Source organism: Buchnera aphidicola (Lipaphis pseudobrassicae) (assembly GCF_005081185.1).
Lineage (GTDB): Bacteria > Pseudomonadota > Gammaproteobacteria > Enterobacterales > Enterobacteriaceae > Buchnera > Buchnera aphidicola_AD.
In genome coordinates this window covers 164,775-186,804 of the sequence record NZ_CP034870.1, presented here as the reverse complement: position 1 = coordinate 186,804, position 22,030 = coordinate 164,775, and the positions used below count along the sequence as shown (strand labels likewise).

The window sequence follows — 22,030 nt, the reverse complement described above, 5'->3', positions numbered from 1 at the left end:
AATAAATAATTATTTGATTTCTTGATAATATGTTCAATATCTAATAATCCATTATTGTTTGATATAAGAGCTTCAAAAGGTTCAAAAAAAATATCTTTTTTTAAATATCGGATTTCTTGTTTGCTGATGTAAGGCGGATTGCTTACAATGATATCAAACTTTTTATATATATGTGAAAACCAATCACTAAAAAAGAAAGAGACATTTTTTAAATTTAATTTGTATGCATTGATTCGAGCTATTTTTAAAGCTTTTCGTGATTTATCAATACCAATGATATTCCAATCATGACACATGCTTGCTAAAGCTAATGCAATAGCTCCAGAACCAGTTCCTAAATCAAGAATTGAAGTATATTTATCTTTTATTTTAGATATTACTTGTTCAACCAAAATTTCAGTATCAGGTCTTGGAATAAGAGTATCATATGAAACACGTAAAGACAAAGACCAAAATTCTTTTTCTTTCGTGATATATGCCATAGGTTCCCCTAAAGATCTACGAAAAACTAAATAATTTAAATATTTATATTGTTTTCGATTTAATTTTATTTTATCTGACGTTAAAATAAAACTACGGGTACATCCTGATACATAACTTAATAAAAGCTCAGATTCATACTTAGGATTATCAAGAAAAGATAATTTTTTAATAGATTTATTTAACCATTTTTTAATATTCATAATATAGATTTAGAAAAAGAAGAAAGTAAATCTGCTTGATATTCTCGCATTATTGGTTCTATGAGAAGCTGTAATTTTCCTTCTAATACTTCATTTAATTTATATATAGTAAAATTAATTCTATGATCTGTAATTCTATTTTGAGAAAAATTATATGTTCTATTTCGATCAGATCGTTCTCCACTACCCAACAAAATTCGTCTCATGGAGGCGCTTTCTGCATGTTCTTTTTCTGCTTTTTCTGCGTGCACACGAGCTGATAAAATAGATAATGCTTTTGCTTTATTTTTATGTTGTGACCGTTCATCTTGACATTCTACAACATGACCTGTAGGAATATGAGTAATACGAATAGCAGAATCAGTAGTATTAACATGTTGTCCTCCAGCTCCAGAAGAACGAAAAGTATCAATTTTTAAATCAGAAGGATTGATTTCTTCTACTTCACTTTTTGGTTTTATAGGCATTACAGCCACAGTGCAAGTAGAAGTATGAACTCTTCCTTGTGATTCTGTTTCTGGGACTCTTTGTACACGATGACCTCCAGATTCAAATTTTAATCGACCACAAGCGCCTTTCCCTGTAATCTTTAAAATTATTTCCTTGAATCCTCCTTTTTCGTTTTCACTAATACTCATTATTTCCACTTTCCATAAACAAGATTCGGCGTATTTAGTATACATTCTAAATAAATCACTAGCAAAAATTGAAGACTCATCACCACCTGTTGCAGCTCTTATTTCAATCAAACAACCGTGTTCGTCATTAGGATCTTTTGGAATCAATAGTTCATGAATTTTTTTTTCTAACTCTTTCTTTTTTTTATTAAATAAAAAAAGCTCTTCTTTTACCAAAGTTTGCATTTCTATATCATCAAATAAAGCAAAAAGATTTTTAGTATCAATTTCTAATTTTTCCCATTTTATAAAATATTTAATAATTTCAGAAAGTTTTAAATATTCTTTAGATAATGTTTTTAAATATTCTCGATTTGATATAATATTTTTTTGAGTAAGTAGGATTTCGATTTCTTGATAACGATTTCGTAAGGATTTTAATTTATTTAAAATAGAATTATTCATTGCTTTTCCGTTTATTAAAATATTTTTAAAAAAATTAATTAATATATATAATATGTAATCATTAATTAATTTTATATAAAAAAACAATTATATTTAAAAATTCATTAAAAATATAAAATTAAAATATTTTATATTATATCATTTTTAATGTTTTCATTATAATTTTAATAAAAATAAACTTAAACGTATTTAAAACAATATAGAAAAAAATAAATCAATGATTTATACATGGCCATCTCCTGCAAAAATCAATCTTTTTTTATATGTAAATGGTACACGTTTAGACGGATATCATTATATACAAACATTATTTCAATTTCTTGAGTACAATGATACATTAAAGATCATTCCTAATAAAACAGGTACAATCAAATTATTTACTAAAAAAAGATCTCTTATTAATATAAATAACACCATTTTTTGTGCTGCTAAACTACTAAAATACAAAGCTTTTCTACATAAAAATATTAGTTCTCATAATCTAGGTGCTAAAATATTTTTAAAAAAAAGAATACCAATTGGCAGTGGATTAGGTGGTGGTTCTTCCAATGCAGCAACTACTTTAATTGCGTTAAATAAGTTATGGAATATACGATTTACTTTGCCAGAATTAGCTAATTTTGGATTAGAAATAGGAGCTGATGTACCGTTTTTCGTCATGGGAAAAACATCTATAGGAGAAGGAATAGGAGAAATATTACATCCAATTAAGCAACGAGAAAAATGGTATTTGGTTGTATATCCAAATATACATATATTAACAAAAAAAATATTTTCAAGTCCTGAATTAACCCAAAAAAATAGAAAATCTATTAAAAAACTACTAACATCAGATTTTAGTAACGATTTTGAACCTATAGTAAAAAAACAATTTCTTAAAATAAAAAAAATAATTTCAATATTATCTATATATGCACCTTCAAGAATAACAGGTACTGGATCTTGTATTTTTTCTGAATTTAATAACAAAAAATCAGCTGAAAAAGTTTTTTCTTTTTTACCTAAAAATATATATGGATTTATAGCAAAAAGTGTAAATATTTCATCTTTACATAATATTCTTTACAAAAGAAAAAATATGTTTTATTAGATTATAAAGATATTTATATATAAACTTTATCAAGTTATTTTTTAAAATCTAATAAAAATATGATTAATCAAAAATATAACATAAAAAATAAGGTTTTTTATGCCAGATATGAAACTTTTTGCAGGAAATTCAATTCCAAAACTAGCAAAATTTATTGCTAATCGATTATATATTAATTTAGGAAACGCCTCTGTAGGCAGATTTAGCGATGGAGAAATTAGTGTTCAAATAAATGAAAATGTAAGAGGTGGAGATGTCTTTATTATTCAATCTACTTGTTCGCCTACTAATGATAATATAATGGAATTAGTTGTAATGGTAGATGCATTAAGAAGAGCTTCAGCTGGTAGAATTACTGCAGTAATACCATATTTCGGATATGCTCGTCAAGATCGTCGAGTAAGATCAGCACGCGTTCCTATAACTGCAAAAGTAGTGGCTGATTTTCTATCTAGTATTGGAGTCGATCGTGTATTAACAGTAGATCTACATGCAGAGCAAATACAAGGTTTTTTTGATGTACCTGTTGATAATGTTTTTGGAAGTTTAATTCTTTTAGAAGATATGCTACAGCGAGAGTTAAAAAACCCAATCGTAGTCTCACCTGATATTGGCGGAGTAGTCAGAGCTAGAGCAATTGCTAAATTGCTTTATGATACTGATATGGCAATCATAGACAAAAGAAGACCTCGTGCTAATGTTTCTCAAATCATGCATATTATTGGTGATGTAGCAAATCGTGATTGTATTTTGGTAGATGACATGATAGATACAGGAGGAACTCTTTGTAAAGCTGCAGAAGCACTCAAGGAACGAGGAGCAAAAAGAGTTTTCGCATATGCTACACATCCTATTTTTTCTGGAAACGCACCAGTAAATTTAAAAAATTCTGTTATTGATGAAGTTGTTGTATGTGATACAATACCTTTGTCAAAAAATATAGAATTGTTACCTAATGTACGAACCTTAACTTTATCAGGTATGTTGGCAGAAGCAATTAGAAGAATTAGTAATGAAGAATCTATTTCAGCCATGTTTGAACATTAAAAATTTTTATTATTTTAAAAATAAATGATTAGAAAATCTAAGCACATTATTATCTTTTTTATATAATTAGTAATGTGCTTAGTTTCAAGATAATCCAAAAAAATTAAAAAAATAATTAACAAATTGAAAAAAAATAGAAAAAAAAATAGAATTTTTTACATAATAATTATAATTATTCATGCTAATACATTTAAAAATAAATAGAAAAAAAAACACTAATATTAAACCACGAATAGTTCCAAAAAAACCACCTAAAATAATATCTAAATAAAGACAATTGAATTTTTTAATTGTATTCTTTAAAAAAGAATTTAATATTTTTTTGATAATAAAAAAAAAATTAATATTATAAAAATTAAAATATTTTTTTTAAAAAAAATATATTGTAAAGAATCGTCATAAAAAGAACTAAAATAATAATAACTATTAAAAAAATAAAAATTAAATAACCAAAAATAAGAAAAAATTAATTCTTTACAAAAACCACGTATTAACCCAATAAAACAAGAAGATAAAAGAATAAAAATAAAAATATAATCTAATATAAACATAAATTTTTTTAAACCTATGTTTTTTCCATGTCTTTTAATGAAATAAATTCTGAAACAGTCAGAAAAGAACCAAAAACTAAAATAATATCTTCTTTTTTTACTAATTTACACAGTTTTTTATAAGAATCATGAACATTATTGGAAAAAAATGTATTTTTTTTTGGAAAAGTATTTTTCAATTGATTTATATTAGCAGTTCTAGTGTTATCTATAGGTGACGCATACCAGTAATGCACTTTTTTTTGTAAAGGAAAAATTACTCCTGAAATATCTTTATCTTGAAATATTCCTACTATTGCATGTATTTGACCTTTTAAAGAAATTTCATCTAATTTTTTTGATAAGTATGAACTAGCATGTGGATTATGAGCAACATCAAGAATAATATCAGGTGAATGAGAGAATATTTGAAATCTACCTGGTACGGAAACAGTGGAAATCGATTTCCTTATATTTTTTTCGCTAATTTTAAATTTTGTATAGTATAATGCAGCTAATGCAATAGCAGTATTACAAATAGGTATTTGAGTTATAGGTAGATGATACAACTGAACATCTGTATGAATAAAATCCCAACTGTAAGTATTTTTTTTAAAAAACCAATCTATATTAATTTTTTTTAAAATTGTTTTTTTTTCTTCAGCTACTCGATACATAGATTCTGGAATATTTTTTTCTCCGATTACAGAAATTCTATTTTTTCTAAAAACACCTGATTTTTCATATGCAATACTTGAACGATCTTTTCCTAATATATTAGTATGATCTATTCCTATGTTGGTAATGATAGATAAATTAGAATCTATAATGTTAGTAGCATCTAATCTTCCCCCTACACCTACTTCTAATATTAGAATATCTAATGTATATCTCTTAAATAAAATCAATGCTGAAAGCGTAATAAATTCGAAGTACGTCAAACAAATTTTTTTTCTTTCAAATTCTACTTGTTCAAAGGAAGATACATGTTCTTCTGCAGTAAGAATATTTCCATTAATTCTAACTCTTTCTAAATAACTTATAAGATGAGGAGAGGTATATAATCCAACTTTATAACCTGTATTTAAAAGTAATCTTTCTAACATCGCGCAAGTAGTTCCTTTTCCATTAGTACCCGCTACAGTAAAAATAAAAGTTTTTAAATTCAATATATTTAATTTCTTTGCTATATATTTTAATTCAAAAAGATTAATTAATTTTTTATTTGATTGCTCTAAATACTGTAACCAAATAGATAAAGATTTTTTTTTATTAATCATATTATTTTTGTCATTAAGTTTACATGAATAAGGACTAACATTGTTATAAAAAATTATATTATATCGTAAAATATAAAATATTTTTTTAAACAATTAAACTTAAAAATATTCATTTAAATATAAAATTAAAAATTTTAAAAATTATTTTTTTACAATAAAAAATGATGTTAATTTTAAATATAAAAAAATAAAATCAATAATATAATGAAAATGTAATAAAATTCGAAATCATAAAAAATTTCTCAAAAAGTATTTTAAATCCTATAAATATTAAAATGATAGATAATGCATATTCAATTAGAACATTTTTTTTACAATAATAGAAAGAAAAAAAATACATTGATCTTAGTACCAAGATCGTAAAAACATTTGAAGTCAATATAATAAAAAAGTCATCAGTTATTGAGAAAATAGCAGGAATACTATCTATAGAAAATAAAATATCACTGAATTCTATAAAAATTAAAGCTAAAAAAAAGGGCTAAAAAAACAGTTTTTTATCTATTATACAAAAAAATTTTTTGTCATTAATATCTTGTGTAACTCTAAATCTATTAAAAATAGAAGGTATATCACGATTTTTGTTATTTAAAGTTCTTTTAAAGAAAAATGTTTTTAAAACAGTTAGAATAAAAAAAATACCAAATAAATATAAAAACCAATGATATTTATAAAAAAAATTTTTCAATAAAAAATTACAATAACACGTAATATAAAAGCGCTTCATATTCCATATAATAAAACTTTTTTTTGTAATAAAATTGGGATTTTTAAAGATTTAAAAATTAGAAACCATATAAAAACATTATCAATTGAAAGTAATATTTCTAGTAGATACCCAGTAAAAAATAATATAAGTTTAGAGTTAACTACATCAATATCTTCATTTTTATAGAATAAGAACTAAAATATTAAAATAAATAATAAAGATAAAAAACCAATAAAATTCATAAAAAACAATTTTTTAAAACATTTTTTCTTTTTTTTATAAATGTAATTATTTATAAGAAATATTGTTAATACTAAATATAAAAAGATAATCCATAATATTTATACAAAAGAAATATGAATCACTAAATATATCCTATTTATTAAAAAAATAAATTTTATATAAGTTAAAACTTTCTAAAAGTTATAAACATGAGATTAATGTAATAAAATTAATCAATGGATTTGGATATACACCAAAAATTAGAAGTATCATTCCTGCAAAAAAGATAACTAAACCTGTAGGAGTATACAACCAATTATTTTTTAATGTATTAAACTTTTTTAACGACGATGTACTTGATAGATCGCAATACAAATTGATAATAATTTTCAAGTAACAGAAAAAACCTAATATAGTGCTAATTAAAAAAGAAATACCTACTATCCATAAATGTTCTTTTAAAACAATTGATAATATATAAAATTTTCCAATAAACCCTACAGTCATCGGAAAACCAGATAAAGAAAGCAAAATAACAGTTAATATACTTGATAAAATTGGATCTGACCAAAAAAAACCTTTATATGAAGATATTGAATCAACATCCTTATCATGATGAACATTAGAAATCAAATTAATAATACCAAAATACGCTACATTACTAAATAAATAACTAAATAAATATATTGAACTAGCTTCTAAGGATAATGCATAATTATCTTTTGAAACTAACAATACTATAAAAAGATAAGCTAATTGAGAAATAGAAGAGTAACCAAAAAATCTTTTAAGATTATTTTGGAAGAGTGCCATCAAATTTCCTATTAACATAGAAAAAATAGTCATTAATGATAATAAAAAGTATAGTATATTATTAATATTAGAAACATGAGATAAAACATGTAATAAAATGACAAAAGTAGCAATTTTCCCAACAGTAGAAAAAAAAGATAATACTACTGATGGTGTTCCTTCATAAACATCAGGAGTCCATAAATGAAATGGAACGATAGATAACTTAAAAAATAAAGATATCAATATCATGATAATACCAAACAAAATAACTAATTTTTCATTGAAAGATATAATATTTAAAATATGGTTTATAGAAGTAAAATTAAGATCACCAGATATAGAATAAACCCATGCAATACCAAATAGTAAAAAACTAGATGCAACACTAGATAAAATGACATATTTAAAAGCTGCTTCTAAAGAGTATTTTTTATTATTAAAATAAGCAATTAAACCAAACATAGGTATTGAAGTAATTTCAATACTCATAAATAAAGAAGACATATTATTTGAAATAATTGATAATATAGAACCTAAATTAGCAATTAATATTAACAAATAGAATTCTTCTTTATTATATAGATATTGTTTTAAAGATGGATATGCAAAAATACATGTACAAATACTGGCAATTATAATCATACTTATATATAAAATAGAATAACCATCAACATAAAACAAATTAGCTACATTTAATGGAACCTTTGATGTTAAAAAAAATAATGAAAAAAGCATAGATGTAAGACTTGATACAACAAAAAGAGCAGTAAAAAAGTGATTTCTACTATAAGAAATAGACAATATAACTATTATTAAAGAAAACACCGAAATAAAAAAAGGGGAAAATACGATTAATTCTTGTAAATTTATCATCATTACTCATTATACCCTTATTTTTAAGATAGAATTATTGAATTTTTTTTGGATATTATGTATAGAATGATATGAGGTATTTATAATTTTTTGTGGATTTATACCTAAAAAAATTAGTGTAAAAATTAATAATATAATCGTTAATAATTCTCGTTTACTAATAAAAAACATAAGAAACTCTATTTTAGAAGGACCATAAAAAATTTTTTGAACAATATTCAAAGAATAAATAGAAGAAAAAACAATACCCATCGTTGCAAATATACATATAAATGGAAAATCTTCAAAAATTCCAGACAAAATTAAAAATTCACCAATAAAGTTACCAGTTCCTGGAATTCCTAAATTTGCTAAAGAAAAAAACAGAAAAAAACCAGGAATCCAATAAATATAAGACCATAACCCCCCCATTTTTTTAATATCTTGAGTTTTTAAACGTTTATAAAGTTGACCAGATAAAATACACAACGCTGCAGTAGATATACTATTTGATAGTATTTGAATAACTACTCCTTGAAGTGCTATTCCATTATTACTATAAATACCAATTAAAATTAATCCCATATGAGAAATTGAAGCATAAGCAATTAATTTTTTAATATTAGTTTGAGAAAAAGCAAGCCATGCTCCATAAAATATACTTATAACACCTAAAAACATTGCAAATAAAGTAAATTTTTGTGTTGCATTAGGAAAGAGTACTAAATTATACCTTAAAAGAGCATAAGGAGCAGTTTTTAATAATACACCTATAATCTCTACTGCTCCACAGTATGAAGATTTAGTATGAGTATCAAGCAACCATCCATGAAATGGAACAATTGGCATTTTTATAGCAAATGCTAAAAAAAAACCTAACATTACTAAATATTCTATATTCTCATTTATTGATTGAGTAAGTATTAAATTATAATTAAAAGTTAATATACTAGTATTTTTATAATAAGCAAAAACTAATAATAAAATAGAGGACAATAATATTAATCCAGAAATCTGTCCGTATATAAAAAATTTGTTGGCCGCAAGATATATTTTTTCTTTTTTAACTTCGTCACTCCATAAAGAGATTAAAAAATACATTGGAATTAAGATAATTTCCCAAAAAACAAAAAATAAAAAAAGGTCAATAGCAATAAAAATACCAATAATTGCAGTTAAAACCAACATCAAATTAAAGTAAAAGAAACCTTCATTTTTTTTAATTTCATTCCATGAAGATAAAACGGCTATTATTGATAAAAATATAGAAAACAATAACATTAAAATAGAAAAGCCATCAATTGCAATATGAAATGTAATACCAAATCTTGGTATCCAAGGTATAATTAATTGATGAGTCCAATTAGGGTAGTCTTCTGTTTGAACAAAATGACATTTGTTTTCAAAAAAAATTTGAATTATAATCAACAATGTAAATAGCATCCCTGCTAAAGCAATCCAACGAGGCATCTTTTTATTTAATTTATAAGAAAAAAAAGAAAAAAAACTACTAAAAAATGGAATGATAATTAATAAAGAAAGTAACATTACACGTATATTCCTATATATTCACTATAAGTTATTTAATGAATAAAATTAATTTTTATTTTTATAAAAAATACAAAACTTTTTTAAAATCAAGGTAATATAATAAAACTAGAAAAAAAATAAAATTAACACCTAATATCATTGATATCACATACGACCTGACATAACCACTACTAGTTTTTAATAAACAAAAATTCAAAAAATGTATTATTTTTATAAAAAAATTAGTAATTTTATTGAATACATCATAAGATAATATTTTGGATATATATAAATATGAGTTTACAAAAGAAAAGTTATAAAGAGAATTAAAAAAACATCCTTTTAAAAAAAAATAATGTATATTTTTTATATATTTTATTTCTAATAAATATTCAATAAAACGTGGATTTTGCACCCATAAATAATACGATAAATATATTCCAGAAACAGATAATATACTACATATCATTTCTAATATAAATTTATCATTTATTAATATATTAGATTCAGGAAATACATTAAGTAAGGAAGGAAAAATATATGTTCCAAAAAAAGTAGAAAAAAATAAAAGAATTAATAAAGGTATATTATGAGAAAAACTTTTATATGAAGTAATTACATAAATATTATTATCATAAAAACTATAACCGTGAAAAATAACAAATATCATTCTAAATGTATATAAAGCAGTTAAAAAAGAACAAAACAAAGTTATTAGAAACAAATTATGATAACCATTTTGTAAAACATTAAATAAAATATTTTCCTTACTATAAAATCCAGATGTAATTAAAGGAAAAGAAGATAAAGAGGCTCCACCTACTATAAACGTACAATATAATAGGGGTAGTTTGTTTCGTAAACCACCTAATTTAAAAATATTTTTTTCATTTTTACACGACCGAATCAATGAACCTGCAGATAAAAATAACAACGCTTTAAATACTGCATGAATAATTAAATGAGTAATTGCTTCATTCCATGCTTTTACACCTAATGCTAAAAACATATAACCTATTTGACTCATAGTAGAATAAGCTAAAATACATTTTATATCATACTGACATAAAGCAGATAAACTAGAAATTAATATTGTAAGTGTGCCAATTAAACTTATAAGATATAATATATCTGGAGTTAACAAAAATAAAAAATGTGTTCTTGCTATCAAATAAACACCAGCAGTAACCATAGTAGCAGCATGTATTAAAGCTGAAACAGGAGTAGGTCCAACCATGGCATCTGATAACCATGTTTGCAATGGAAGTTGTGCAGATTTTCCAATTACACCCGCTAATAAAAAAAATGTAATAAAGTTTAAATGATAAAAATTTTCTGTATTTAGAAAAGTAGATAAAAATTTAATTTCTTGAAAATTAAAAGTACCATATTCTTGATATATTAAGAATATTCCAATAATTAAAAAAACATCGGAAATTCTAGTTAAAATAAAAGCCTTCAAAGCACAATAATTATTTATATTTTTAGTGTAATAAAAACCAATCAATAAATAAGAACATACACTGACACCTTCCCAACCTAAATACATAAATAAAAAATTATCTGCTAATACTAGTATAGACATACTTGCTATAAATAGATTAGTATAAGCAAAAAAACGTGAATTACCTTCTTTTTTTTTCATATACCATGAAGAAAAAACATGTATTAAAACGCCAATTCCTGTAATCATTAATAGCATACTTATAGATAAATTATCTAAAAGTATACCAAAATCTATTTTAAATTCATTTATAGATATCCAATCCCATAATTTACAAGTAAATACTTGATCAGTATTATTAATGTAACTTCTTCCATAAAAAAAAGTAATAATAAAAGATATAAGTATTGAAAATATACCTATATAAGATGAAATATTTTTTTTAAAAATTAAACCTTGTGAACAAGATAGCAATAAAAATCCGATTAATGGAAAAAGCACTGTCAAAAAAATAATATTCATCCATGCATCTCACTTAAAATATCAACATTTAATGTTTTTTGACGTTTGTAAAATTGAAGTAACAATGCTAGTGCTATACTAGCTTCCGATGCAGCTAAAGTAATAACAAATATATACATTATTTGACCATCTACCTGTTTCCAATAACTACCAACCACTATTAATGCTAATCCAACAGCGTTCATCATTATTTCTAAACTAATTAATATAAATAATATATTACGTCGAACAATTAAAGATGTTAAACCTAGCATAAATAATATTAATGATAAAAATAATCCATGAAATAAAGAAATCATAAATTACCATCCTTTGGGAATATTAATTATAATTTTTTTTTATTCAAACATTTTTTTTCTGAACCAATATGAAAAACTACAACTAAAGCAGAAAGTAAAAGAATTGAAGATAATTCAACTAATAAAACATAAGGACCAAATAAATTAATACCTACCATTTTTGTATCAATTAACAAACCCTCTATTTTCTTTTCCTTTAAAAAAAATATCACATAAGTCATTAATGTAAACAATATTAATGATAAAATACTAGGTCCAATCCAAACATTATATGAAAAAAATTTTTCTTCTTTTATATCATTTTGGTTACTAAGATTAAGCATCATTATCACAAAAACAAACAGCACTATAATAGCTCCTGCATAAATAATTACCTCTAAAGCTCCAGCAAAAAAAGCACCAATTGAAAAAAAAACACCAGCTATTGATAATAGAGAAATTATTAAATATAAAAGCGAATATACAGCATTTCTTTGAATTATTACACAAAAAGTAGAAATTATTGCTATAAATGAACATATATAAAAAACATATTCCATAAAAACTTTTCCTTATGGCAACAAATTTTTCACGTTAATAGGATCAGATTCAGAATCTAATATACCTGTTTTTTTTCCCTTGACAGATACACCAGAAAAATTATAAAAATTATAATCTGGATATTTTCCTGGACCAGAAATTAATAAATCTTCTTTTTCATATATTAAATCTTGTCTTTTAAAGTCAGACAATTCAAAATCGGTAGTTAATTGAATAGCAGATGTAGGACACGCTTCTTCACATAAACCACAAAAAATACAACGAGAAAAATTAATTCTGAAAAATTCTGGGTACCAACGACCATCAACTTTTTCAGATTTTTGTAAAGAAATGCAATCTACAGGACAAACAGCGGCACATAAATTACATGCAACACAGCGTTCTGTTTTATCTGTATTACGAGTTAATATAATACGACCTCTGTATCGAGGAGCAAGATATACTTTTTCTTCAGGATATAATTTAGTTTCAGGTTTTGAAAAAATATTCAAACCAATCATAAAAATACTTCTTACTTGTGTAAAGAATCCAATAACGATATTTTTTAACATCATAAATAAAAAATCTCTTAAAAATTATAATAACTTAAAAAAAGCAGTTAATAATAAGTTAAGCAGTGTTAATGGTAAACAAAATTTCCATCCAAACGATAACATTTGATCATATCTTGGTCTTGGTAAAGAAGCTCTTATTAAAATAAAAATAAAAACAAAAAATATTGTTTTTAAAAATAACCATATAACACTAGGAATCCATGGACCAAACCAACCACCAAAAAAAATTGTCACTATGAGTAATGAAATTGTAATAATAGAAATATATTCTCCAATAAAAAATAAACCAAATTTCATTCCAGAATATTCAATGTGATAACCATCAGCTAACTCCTGTTCAGATTCTGGTTGATCAAAAGGATGTCTATGACAAACAGCTAACCCTGCTATAAAAAAAGTTAAAAAACCAAAAAACTGCGGAAAAAAATTCCAAATATCTTTTTGAGCATTTACAATATCTAAAATTTTAAATGAACCTGATTGAACTACAACTCCCATTAATGATAGACCTAAAAACACTTCATAACTTAAAGTTTGAACACAAGCACGCATTGCTCCCAATAATGAATATTTGTTATTGCTAGACCAACCTGCAAATAATATAGAATAAACAGATAAACTAGCCATCATTAAAAAAAATAAAATTCCTATATTTAAATTAATAATAACAAAACTAGAAGTAAATGGAATTATTGGAATAACACATAACAAAGAAATAAAAGCAATTATAGGAGACAAAATAAAAACAAATTTTTTACTAAATGGAGGTATCCAATCTTCTTTAAATAAAATTTTAATCATATCAGCACATAGTTGTAAACTTCCAAACCAACCTACTCTATTAGGTCCATGTCTATTTTGAAATAAACCTAATAATCTACGCTCAATAACACTCAACATGGCAGCAAAAAATATTATTAAAAATAAAATAAAAATAACTTTTGAAAAACAAAAAATTATTTTAAATATGTTTGTTTTTAACCAAATCATTTAATAAATTCCTGTAAAAATTTAATTTTTTTTCCAACAAGAGCAATAGGAAAACCTTTTCTACCTATAGGTAAACCTATTTGTTTCTGATGTAAATATTTGGATAATCGTATTATTAAACGATAATCTTGATTTAAACAATTAAATTCCACTATAGAATCTTTTTTAAGATCTAATTTTATAGCATCTACTAAGCTGATTAAAGCATACTCTAAAGGAGTATTATCTTTTATTGTAGATGAATATTGAGTTAGTTCTTCATTTCCAAAAATATGATAGTAAGGAATTATATACCAGTATTTTTCTTTAATAAAATTTTTTGAAACTAAATTAAAACAAAAATTTATTGTTTTTTTATTTTTTTTAAAAAGATATGTCCCTGAATCTCCAGATATTAAATTCTCACCTACTTTATTTTGAAATTTATTCCACGCTTGAGGTGAATTCCATCCAGGAAACCAAGCAAATGGAATATGAGATATAAATTTATTAGGTTGATTATATCCTTCCATAGAAAAAGAAAACATAGTATTTACATCTTGAGGTTGTGCAGGTTCATGAATATCGATATTTGCACGTAAAGCCGTTCTACCACTAGATCTAATAGGAGATCGAGCAATTTTTTGACCATGAATACGAAAATTGGCATCTGGTTCATTTTTTATGATCTCATTAAAAATTGGATATTTTTTAACACACGCCTGTATTACATCATCTAAATTAAACCAAGATACTTTTTTCTTATCAATCTTAGATTTAATATAATGCAACCATTTCCAACTCTCAAAAAGACAGTTTTTGTTATCATAAAACATAGGATCATAAACTTGAAAAAATCGCTGTGCTCTTCCTTCAAAGTTTACTATGGTACCAGAACTTTCTGCAAAATTTTTTGAAGGTAGTGTTAATCCAGATTGTCTATAAGTTTTTGTATACTGATGATCTAATGTAATTATGTTTTCCTTTTTTTCAAAAAAAGAATCACAGTCATGTTTAGATATGAAACGATATAAATCATATTCCATAAAAATTACAGCATCTGCTTGTTTTTCTTTGATGCTTTTTAATGCAGAATCTAAAGACATTCCACTGATTAATCCTAATCCTAAAGAATTAGATGAAGCTGTCAAAAAAGTAAGACCAACATGATGATTGATATCATTTTTTTTAATAGATTCAGCTATATTGATAGCAGATTTAATAATAGAACTATCAAAAGAATGTGATCCTGAAATAATTAATGATTTTTTTGATGAAAGTAATCGATTAGCAATTAATGAAGCTTTTTCTTTTAACATACAATCTAAATTCATCACTTCTGGTAAATTTTTGTCTAATTCATAAGCAATTGCACATGATAAGTTTACTTGTTTATAAATAGGTCCAAAATAACACCATTCAGCAATATCATCTAATTTACTTTCATGTGTATGCATAATATATAGAGAATTTTTACAATTTTCTGCGATTTGCGAAATAGAAGCACTATTCCATTTAGAAATTCCGTATAAATTCGCTATATCATATGCTTTGCTTTTAATTGCTTGACGTATCGCAAGTGCGACTCGAGGAGAAGTTTGCGTTAAATCTTCTCCTAATACTAAAATTACATCATAAGTTTCAATTTCTTTTAAACTAGGAGTATATATACTACTATTTTTTAGAACATCTAAAATTAATTTAATACAATCTTCTTCCTGTACAGACATACCATGAGAAAAATTTTCTTTTCCTACTAATTCTTGTAATGCAAAATTATTTTCTATACTTGATCTAGATGAACCAATTCCAATTATACGATTATATTTTTGAAAAAATAGAACAGCTAACTCTACTGCTTTTTTTGAATTTAAAATAGTAGTAGTATTATTATCAATATAAGCTGGTTGTTTTGGACGAATAGTTAAACTAGTATGAGAATAACCAAATCTACCAAGATCACAAATTAAATAATGATTTATTTTTTCATGATATCTATTTTCTATTCGACGAACTTCACCATAACGTTCTCCAATACTAATATTACAACCAACACTACAATTATGACATACACCTGGAGCATATTGCATGTCCCATTTACGATTATATTTTTTAGAATGAGTTTTATCAGTAAATACTCCAGTAGGACATAATTCTATTAAATTACCAGAATGTTCGTTTTCTAGACAACCATCTTCTGTACGTCCAAAATAAATATTATTATTAGAACCATAAACTCCAAAATCAGTTCCATCTGCATAATCATTATAGTATCTAACACAACGATAACAAGCAATGCATCTATTCATTTCATGTTTAATAAACGATCCTAAATATTGATTGCGATGAGTTCTTTTCTGAAAGTTAAATCTACGCATACTATGCTTTGTCATTACAGTCATATCTTGTAAATGACAATGACCACCTTCTTCGCATACTGGACAATCATGTGGATGATTTGTTAACAAAAGTTCTATTATTGCACTACGAAATGCTTCCGATTCAACATTATTAACAGAAATTATAATTCCATCTACTACTGGAGTCATACAAGACATAATTAGTCGACCCTGAGAATCTTCAAAATCATTATATTGTGTTACAGCACATTGACGACATGCTCCTAAACTTCCTAATAAGGGATGCCAACAAAAATAAGGTATATTAATTCCCACTGATAAACAAGCCTGAAGTAAGTTGTCTGATTCATTAACATTATATATTTTACTATCTACATAAATTTTAGCCATAAGAGAATAATTCCAAAACTTATACTTAAAAAGTGTTTTAAAAAAAAAATTACGATTATTTAAATAAATATTTATATAAATAATTTAACTAGAAAATAAAATATTGTTAGATTGAATTCCTGTAATTTTTTTATTCAAATGTAATTTTTTTACATTAATTCCTGCTTCAAATTCAGAACGAAAATACTTTATAGCACTTTGTAAGGGTTCTATAGCTCCCGGTGCGTGAGCACAAAAAGTTCTTCCTGGTCCAAGAGTTTTACATAATTGTTCTAAAATTTTTATATCGTTTTTTTCTCCTTGTTTTTTTTTCAAACTTTTCAATATTTTTACTATCCAAGGTAGTCCATCTCTACATGGTGTACATAAACCACATGATTCGCGAGCAAAAAATTTTTCTAAATTATATACTAATGAAACCATATTTATTTTATTGTCTACAGCTATACAAAGAGCAGTTCCTAAACGACTTCCAGCTTTGCTAATATTTTGAAAATCCATTGGTAAATCCAAGTGTGCTATGGTTAAAAAATCTGTACCAGCACCGCCAGGTTGCCAAGCTTTTAAAGAAAATCCACATTTCATACCACCAGCGTAATCTTCTAAAATCTCACGAGCAGTTGTGCCAAAAGGAAGTTCCCAAACACCAGGATTTTTCACTTTTCCTGAAAACCCCATCAATTTGGTTCCAGTATCAATACTATTGGATAAATTTTTATACCAATTGACACCATGCAATAAAATTGCAGGAATATTAGAAAGTGTTTCTACATTATTTACACAAGTAGGTTTTCCCCATAGTCCAAAAATAGCCGGAAAAGGTGGTTTAGATCTAGGATTAGCTCTACGACCTTCTAATGAATTAATTAAAGCAGTTTCTTCTCCACAAATATATCGACCAGCTCCAGTATGTATCACTAACTCTAAATTGAATCCACTTCCTAAAATATTCAAACCAATATAACCAGCATCCATTGCTTCTTGTATGGATTTTTTTAAAATATATTCAGCTTTTACATACTCTCCTCTCAAAAAAATATAAGCACGAGAAACATTTAATGCATATGATGATAATATTATTCCTTCAATTAGTTGATGGGGAATCTGTTCCATTAGCATTCTATCTTTATATGTACCTGGTTCCATTTCATCTGCATTACATATTAAGTAACGAGAATTTGAAAAGGATTTATTTTGAAACATTAAACTCCATTTTAAACCAGTCGGAAAACCAGCCCCTCCTCTTCCTTTCAAACCTGATTCTTTTATAACATTAATAACATCTTCTTGAGACATGTTGTTTAATACCTTTTTTAAAGGTAGATAACCATTTTTTTGATAATATTCTTTTATCCAAATAGTTTTATGATCGTTTCTTAATCTCCAAGTCAAAGGGTGTGTTTCAGCGGTACGCAAAATTTTATTCATTTATATAATTCCAATAAATGTGGTATAGAATCAGGAGTTAAACAAGAATGTGTATCTTCATTTATCATAAGAGTTGGAGCTTTATCACAATTTCCTAAACAACAAACTGGTAATAAAGTAAACCGATTATCTTGAGTCGTTTGTCCGATCGTTATTTTCAAATAATTTTCTAAAACTATTTTTATTTTCTTGTAACCTGTAATAAAACAAACAACGCTATCACAATAACGAATAATATTACGACCTACAGGCTGACGGAAAATTTGACTATAAAAAGTTGCAACCCCTTCAAGTTCGCTAGGGTTTATTTGAAGTACCTCAGAAATGGCATAAATTGCTTGATCAGAAACCCAACCTCTTTTTTTCTGAACAATTTTTAATGCTTCTATAGAAATAGCCTTACAATTTTCATAATATTTTTTTTGACTTTGTATTTCAATTATTTCTTCATTAGTCAAAACAAACGTTGTACTAATTTGACGAAATTTATTTTTTTTTTATACATAATTTTATCTATCCACGTCAGACATAACAAAATCTATACTACCTAAATATACAATTAAATCTGATATTAAACTTCCACGAATTACTGAAGGTATTTGTTGTAAATGTGGAAAGCTAGGAGTACGTATTCTTGTACGATAACTCATCGTACCACCATCACTAATTAAATAATAACTATTGATTCCTTTCGTTGCTTCAATCATTTGAAAACTTTCATTTGGTGGAATAACCGGGCCCCAAGATACTTGCAAAAAATGAGTAATCATACTATCTATATTTTGCAAAACAGATTCTTTATCAGGTGGTGTAGTCAAGGGATGATCAGATTTAAACGGTCCTTGTGGCATATTATTCAAACATTGTTTTAAAATTAAAAGACTTTGATAAATTTCTTCAACTTTAATCATAACTCTTGAATAACAATCGCTGATACCTTTTCCTATAGGTATATCAAAATCATAATTTTGATAACCGGAATATGGTCGCCATTTTCTGACATCAAAATCTAATCCTGTAGCACGCAATCCTGCTCCTGTAACACCCCATTTTAATGCTTCGTTTTTATTATATTTAGCAATTCCTTTAGAACGATTAATTAAAATGCTATTTTTTAAAGCTGTTGTTGTATAATATTTTAATCTTTTTGGCATCCAAATAAGAAAATCTTTCAATAAAATATTCCAACCATTTGGAAGATCATGAGCCACACCTCCAATTCGAAACCAAGCTGGATGCATACGAGCACCAGTAATTGCTTCAATTAAATCATATATTTTTTGACGATCAGTAAAAGCAAAAAAAACAGGAGTCATACAACCAACATCTTGAATAAAAGTAGAAATATATAATAAATGACTATTTATCCGAAATAATTCTGACATCATTACACGAATAACTTCTACTTTTTCTGGAACTGAAATATTAGCTAATTTTTCTACAGCTAAAACATAAGGCATTTCATTAACACAACCACCAAGATATTCAATACGATCAGTATAAGGGATATAACTATGCCATGATTGACGTTCTGCCATTTTTTCAGCTCCACGATGATGATACCCAATATCTGGAACACAATCCACTATATTTTCACCATCTAGTTGTAAAACAATTCTAAATGCTCCATGAGCAGAAGGATGATTAGGACCTAAATTCAAAAACATGAATTCTACATCTTCATGTTTTCTTTTCATACCCCATAACTCAGGTTGAAATCTCAAACCTTCCATTTGAAAGTCTTCTGTTTCTTCATCTAAAAAAAACGGTTCGTATTCAGTAGCTCTTGCAGAATAATTTTTTCTTAATGGATGTCCTATCCATGTACTAGGCATAATAATACGAGTTAAGTTAGGATGTTTATCAAAAACAATACCAAACATATCCCATATTTCACGCTCATACCAATTGGCATTTAAAAATATACTAGTTAACGTTGGAAGAACTAAATCATTTTCGAATAATGGTACTTTCAGCATAATATCAAGATTTCGTTCAATGGATATTAAGTGATAAAAAACAGAAAAATCTGCGGGAGGTAAGTGTTCTCGATTTAATCTAAAACGTTCATCAACGCCATGTAAATCATAAAGCATATTATAAGGCTGAGATAAATTATGTAAAAAATTAGTTACTTTAAGCAAAATTTCTTTATTTATCCAGACTATAGGAAAACCAGTAATTGTATTTTCTTGAAAAAAGCATTCTTGACCAAAAGTATCAAATAAATTTTTAATTGTTGAATCATTTGGTATTTCATTAGATGCTTTTTTGAATAAAACTTTATTTTCTTCTTGAGTTAAATTTATCATAAATTTCTCATTGTACTTATCTTAATAATACTCATTTCATTATCAAATATTTTCTTGAGTCGGAAGATTAACTATACTAATTCTTTTGCCTCTTTTTTTATTCTTTTCAGACATCATCTTTTTATTATATATTCCCTGTTCTCCAACAATCCATGATAATGGTCTTCTTTCCTCTTTAATTAATTTTTGTAATAACATCAATCCTTGTATATACGCCTCAGGACGAGGTGGACAACCAGGAATATAAATATCTACTGGTAAAAACTTATCCACTCCTTGAACAACGGAATAAATATCATACATACCTCCAGAATTAGCACATGCACCCATAGAAATAACCCACTTTGGTTCCAACATTTGATCATATAATCGTTGAATGACAGGAGCCATTTTAACAAATGGAGTACCAGCAATTATCATAACATCAGCTTGTCTTGGAGAAGCACGTAATACTTCTGAACCAAAACGAGCAACATCATGTATCGAAGTAAAAGCAGATACCATTTCTACATAACAACAAGATAATCCAAAATTATAAGGCCATAGAGAATTTTTTCGTCCCCAATTAACGATTTTATGTAAAAATTCACTAATTTTACCCATAAATATATTTTTTTTTACATAATCTTTTATAGGATCATTAACAGATTTAATAATTCTTTTTGGATATTTTTCATTATTTTTATAAGTTTCTGCTCTAGTTAAAGTGTAATTCATTTTATTTCTCGTTAATCAATCTAAAATATGAAAATTTATCTAAATATATTAATTTACCCAATTTAACGCTTTTACACGAATTAAATAAAATAATCCTAATATAATAGACATTATAAACATAGATGCTTCTAAAAATCCAATCCATCCACATTCAGAAACACTAGCAGACCATGCATATAAATATAAAGATTCAACATCAAAAATAACAAAAAACATAGCAATTAAATAAAATTTAGCAGAAAAATTAAGATGGGTATTTTTTACTGCAACAATACCTGATTCAAAAGGAGTATTTTTATATCTAGATTTAGATCTTCCTCCTAAAAACCAGCTTAATAAAAGCATAAAAATACAAAATCCTAAAGAAAATATTATAAAAATAAAAAAAGATAAGTATTCAGTTTTTGTTGCCATCATGTTAAGCATAAATAATCCTAAAAGATTTAAATATATTAAAAAAATAAATCATTTTTATGAACTAAAGTTATATTTTAATACTATATTATCTATATTATTAAAAATATTAAATTTAATAAATAAAATTTTAAAATAACTTGTATTTTTATTAAAACTTTATTTTTTTTTAACCTTAGACCTTGATGGCTGAAAAAGAGACCCCATTTAATAATCATTCAACTTTAAAGCTAAATATACAATGAAATATTATTGTAGAGT

At 25.4% G+C, this 22,030-nt stretch carries 20 protein-coding genes and 1 pseudogene; 2 read left to right on the top strand and 19 right to left on the bottom strand.

Annotation, left to right across the window (positions count from 1 at the left end; translation table 11 throughout):
* Both prmC and prfA read right to left on the bottom strand, forming a co-directional pair.
* On the bottom strand, nucleotides 1–683 hold a 683-nt coding region (prmC, locus tag D9V70_RS00880; RefSeq protein ID WP_158356273.1), incomplete at its 3' end, for a peptide chain release factor N(5)-glutamine methyltransferase.
* Nucleotides 680–1,765, bottom strand: coding sequence for a peptide chain release factor 1 (gene prfA, locus D9V70_RS00875; protein ID WP_158355896.1), 1,086 nt, complete (start codon nucleotides 1,763–1,765; stop codon nucleotides 680–682). The genes prfA and prmC, both read right to left, overlap by 4 nt.
* A gap of 217 nt (nucleotides 1,766–1,982) precedes the next feature.
* Between prfA and ispE the strand changes: the two genes are divergently transcribed.
* Nucleotides 1,983–2,855 (top strand): 4-(cytidine 5'-diphospho)-2-C-methyl-D-erythritol kinase, encoded by an 873-nt coding sequence (ispE, locus tag D9V70_RS00870; RefSeq protein ID WP_158355895.1) that lies wholly within the window; start codon nucleotides 1,983–1,985, stop codon nucleotides 2,853–2,855.
* Between the two features lie 99 nt (nucleotides 2,856–2,954).
* On the top strand, nucleotides 2,955–3,902 hold the full coding sequence (locus D9V70_RS00865) for a ribose-phosphate pyrophosphokinase (RefSeq protein WP_158355894.1): 948 nt from the start codon (nucleotides 2,955–2,957) through the stop codon (nucleotides 3,900–3,902).
* Between the two features lie 84 nt (nucleotides 3,903–3,986).
* On the opposite strand, the gene D9V70_RS00860 is transcribed toward D9V70_RS00865, so the two are convergent.
* The 17 genes and pseudogenes from D9V70_RS00860 to ndhC form a co-directional block, all read right to left on the bottom strand.
* Nucleotides 3,987–4,193 carry a CvpA family protein gene (locus tag D9V70_RS00860; RefSeq protein WP_158356272.1) on the bottom strand — a complete coding sequence of 69 codons (207 nt, stop codon included), beginning with the start codon at nucleotides 4,191–4,193 and terminating at the stop codon, nucleotides 3,987–3,989.
* Between the two features lie 274 nt (nucleotides 4,194–4,467).
* On the bottom strand, nucleotides 4,468–5,712 hold the full coding sequence (gene folC / locus D9V70_RS00850; RefSeq protein WP_158355892.1) for a bifunctional tetrahydrofolate synthase/dihydrofolate synthase: 1,245 nt from the start codon (nucleotides 5,710–5,712) through the stop codon (nucleotides 4,468–4,470).
* Nucleotides 5,713–5,905: 193 nt separating this feature from the next.
* Nucleotides 5,906–6,178: pseudogene (locus tag D9V70_RS03385) on the bottom strand (TerC family protein); the annotation flags it as partial.
* A 257-nt stretch (nucleotides 6,179–6,435) separates the two neighbouring features.
* The gene (locus D9V70_RS03380) at nucleotides 6,436–6,567 is read right to left on the bottom strand and encodes a TerC family protein (RefSeq protein ID WP_367379818.1); all 132 of its coding nucleotides are present in this window, start codon (nucleotides 6,565–6,567) and stop codon (nucleotides 6,436–6,438) included.
* A 277-nt stretch (nucleotides 6,568–6,844) separates the two neighbouring features.
* Nucleotides 6,845–8,314, bottom strand: a complete 1,470-nt coding sequence (locus D9V70_RS00835; RefSeq protein ID WP_158355891.1) for an NADH-quinone oxidoreductase subunit N — start codon at nucleotides 8,312–8,314, stop codon at nucleotides 6,845–6,847.
* 6 nt (nucleotides 8,315–8,320) lie between these two features.
* Nucleotides 8,321–9,838: a complex I subunit 4 family protein gene (locus D9V70_RS00830; RefSeq protein WP_158355890.1), complete on the bottom strand. Its 1,518-nt coding sequence runs from the start codon at nucleotides 9,836–9,838 to the stop codon at nucleotides 8,321–8,323.
* A 61-nt stretch (nucleotides 9,839–9,899) separates the two neighbouring features.
* The gene (gene nuoL / locus D9V70_RS00825) at nucleotides 9,900–11,786 is read right to left on the bottom strand and encodes an NADH-quinone oxidoreductase subunit L (RefSeq protein WP_158355889.1); all 1,887 of its coding nucleotides are present in this window, start codon (nucleotides 11,784–11,786) and stop codon (nucleotides 9,900–9,902) included.
* The gene (gene nuoK, locus D9V70_RS00820) at nucleotides 11,783–12,085 is read right to left on the bottom strand and encodes an NADH-quinone oxidoreductase subunit NuoK (protein WP_158355888.1); all 303 of its coding nucleotides are present in this window, start codon (nucleotides 12,083–12,085) and stop codon (nucleotides 11,783–11,785) included. Before nuoK ends, nuoL begins: the two co-directional genes overlap by 4 nt.
* Nucleotides 12,086–12,111: 26 nt before the next feature.
* The gene (gene nuoJ, locus D9V70_RS00815) at nucleotides 12,112–12,624 is read right to left on the bottom strand and encodes an NADH-quinone oxidoreductase subunit J (RefSeq protein ID WP_158355887.1); all 513 of its coding nucleotides are present in this window, start codon (nucleotides 12,622–12,624) and stop codon (nucleotides 12,112–12,114) included.
* 12 nt (nucleotides 12,625–12,636) lie between these two features.
* Nucleotides 12,637–13,179 carry an NADH-quinone oxidoreductase subunit NuoI gene (gene nuoI / locus D9V70_RS00810; RefSeq protein ID WP_158355886.1) on the bottom strand — a complete coding sequence of 181 codons (543 nt, stop codon included), beginning with the start codon at nucleotides 13,177–13,179 and terminating at the stop codon, nucleotides 12,637–12,639.
* Between the two features lie 21 nt (nucleotides 13,180–13,200).
* Nucleotides 13,201–14,169, bottom strand: a complete 969-nt coding sequence (gene nuoH, locus D9V70_RS00805) for an NADH-quinone oxidoreductase subunit NuoH (RefSeq protein WP_158355885.1) — start codon at nucleotides 14,167–14,169, stop codon at nucleotides 13,201–13,203.
* Nucleotides 14,166–16,898, bottom strand: coding sequence for an NADH-quinone oxidoreductase subunit NuoG (nuoG, locus tag D9V70_RS00800; RefSeq protein WP_158355884.1), 2,733 nt, complete (start codon nucleotides 16,896–16,898; stop codon nucleotides 14,166–14,168). The genes nuoH and nuoG overlap by 4 nt, the downstream gene beginning before the upstream one ends.
* Nucleotides 16,899–16,982: 84 nt before the next feature.
* On the bottom strand, nucleotides 16,983–18,326 hold the full coding sequence (gene nuoF / locus D9V70_RS00795; protein WP_158355883.1) for an NADH-quinone oxidoreductase subunit NuoF: 1,344 nt from the start codon (nucleotides 18,324–18,326) through the stop codon (nucleotides 16,983–16,985).
* Nucleotides 18,323–18,802, bottom strand: coding sequence for an NADH-quinone oxidoreductase subunit NuoE (gene nuoE / locus D9V70_RS00790; RefSeq protein ID WP_158355882.1), 480 nt, complete (start codon nucleotides 18,800–18,802; stop codon nucleotides 18,323–18,325). The genes nuoF and nuoE overlap by 4 nt, the downstream gene beginning before the upstream one ends.
* 33 nt (nucleotides 18,803–18,835) lie before the next feature.
* Nucleotides 18,836–20,638, bottom strand: coding sequence for an NADH-quinone oxidoreductase subunit C/D (nuoC, locus tag D9V70_RS00785; protein WP_158355881.1), 1,803 nt, complete (start codon nucleotides 20,636–20,638; stop codon nucleotides 18,836–18,838).
* A gap of 42 nt (nucleotides 20,639–20,680) precedes the next feature.
* A complete protein-coding gene (locus D9V70_RS00780; RefSeq protein ID WP_158355880.1) occupies nucleotides 20,681–21,355 on the bottom strand; it encodes an NADH-quinone oxidoreductase subunit B in 675 nt (224 codons plus the stop codon).
* Between the two features lie 48 nt (nucleotides 21,356–21,403).
* On the bottom strand, nucleotides 21,404–21,781 hold the full coding sequence (gene ndhC / locus D9V70_RS00775) for an NADH-quinone oxidoreductase subunit A (protein ID WP_437177665.1): 378 nt from the start codon (nucleotides 21,779–21,781) through the stop codon (nucleotides 21,404–21,406).
* Nucleotides 21,782–22,030 lie beyond the last annotated feature (249 nt).

Bases quoted from the DNA above. Each gene is read 5' to 3' on its own strand.
- nuoK (WP_158355888.1), bottom strand. From the start codon at position 12,085: ATGATTTCTTTATTTCATGGATTATTTTTATCATTAATATTATTTATG.
- nuoG (WP_158355884.1), bottom strand. From the start codon at position 16,898: ATGGCTAAAATTTATGTAGATAGTAAAATATATAATGTTAATGAATCA.
- nuoH (WP_158355885.1), bottom strand. From the start codon at position 14,169: ATGATTTGGTTAAAAACAAACATATTTAAAATAATTTTTTGTTTTTCA.
- nuoF (WP_158355883.1), bottom strand. From the start codon at position 18,326: ATGAATAAAATTTTGCGTACCGCTGAAACACACCCTTTGACTTGGAGA.
- prfA (WP_158355896.1), bottom strand. From the start codon at position 1,765: ATGAATAATTCTATTTTAAATAAATTAAAATCCTTACGAAATCGTTAT.
- nuoI (WP_158355886.1), bottom strand. From the start codon at position 13,179: ATGATGTTAAAAAATATCGTTATTGGATTCTTTACACAAGTAAGAAGT.
- folC (WP_158355892.1), bottom strand. From the start codon at position 5,712: ATGATTAATAAAAAAAAATCTTTATCTATTTGGTTACAGTATTTAGAG.
- D9V70_RS00830 (WP_158355890.1), bottom strand. From the start codon at position 9,838: ATGTTACTTTCTTTATTAATTATCATTCCATTTTTTAGTAGTTTTTTT.
- ndhC (WP_437177665.1), bottom strand. From the start codon at position 21,781: ATGCTTAACATGATGGCAACAAAAACTGAATACTTATCTTTTTTTATT.
- ispE (WP_158355895.1), top strand. From the start codon at position 1,983: ATGATTTATACATGGCCATCTCCTGCAAAAATCAATCTTTTTTTATAT.
- nuoC (WP_158355881.1), bottom strand. From the start codon at position 20,638: ATGATAAATTTAACTCAAGAAGAAAATAAAGTTTTATTCAAAAAAGCA.
- nuoJ (WP_158355887.1), bottom strand. From the start codon at position 12,624: ATGGAATATGTTTTTTATATATGTTCATTTATAGCAATAATTTCTACT.
- nuoL (WP_158355889.1), bottom strand. From the start codon at position 11,786: ATGAATATTATTTTTTTGACAGTGCTTTTTCCATTAATCGGATTTTTA.
- D9V70_RS00835 (WP_158355891.1), bottom strand. From the start codon at position 8,314: ATGATGATAAATTTACAAGAATTAATCGTATTTTCCCCTTTTTTTATT.
- D9V70_RS00865 (WP_158355894.1), top strand. From the start codon at position 2,955: ATGCCAGATATGAAACTTTTTGCAGGAAATTCAATTCCAAAACTAGCA.
- D9V70_RS00780 (WP_158355880.1), bottom strand. From the start codon at position 21,355: ATGAATTACACTTTAACTAGAGCAGAAACTTATAAAAATAATGAAAAA.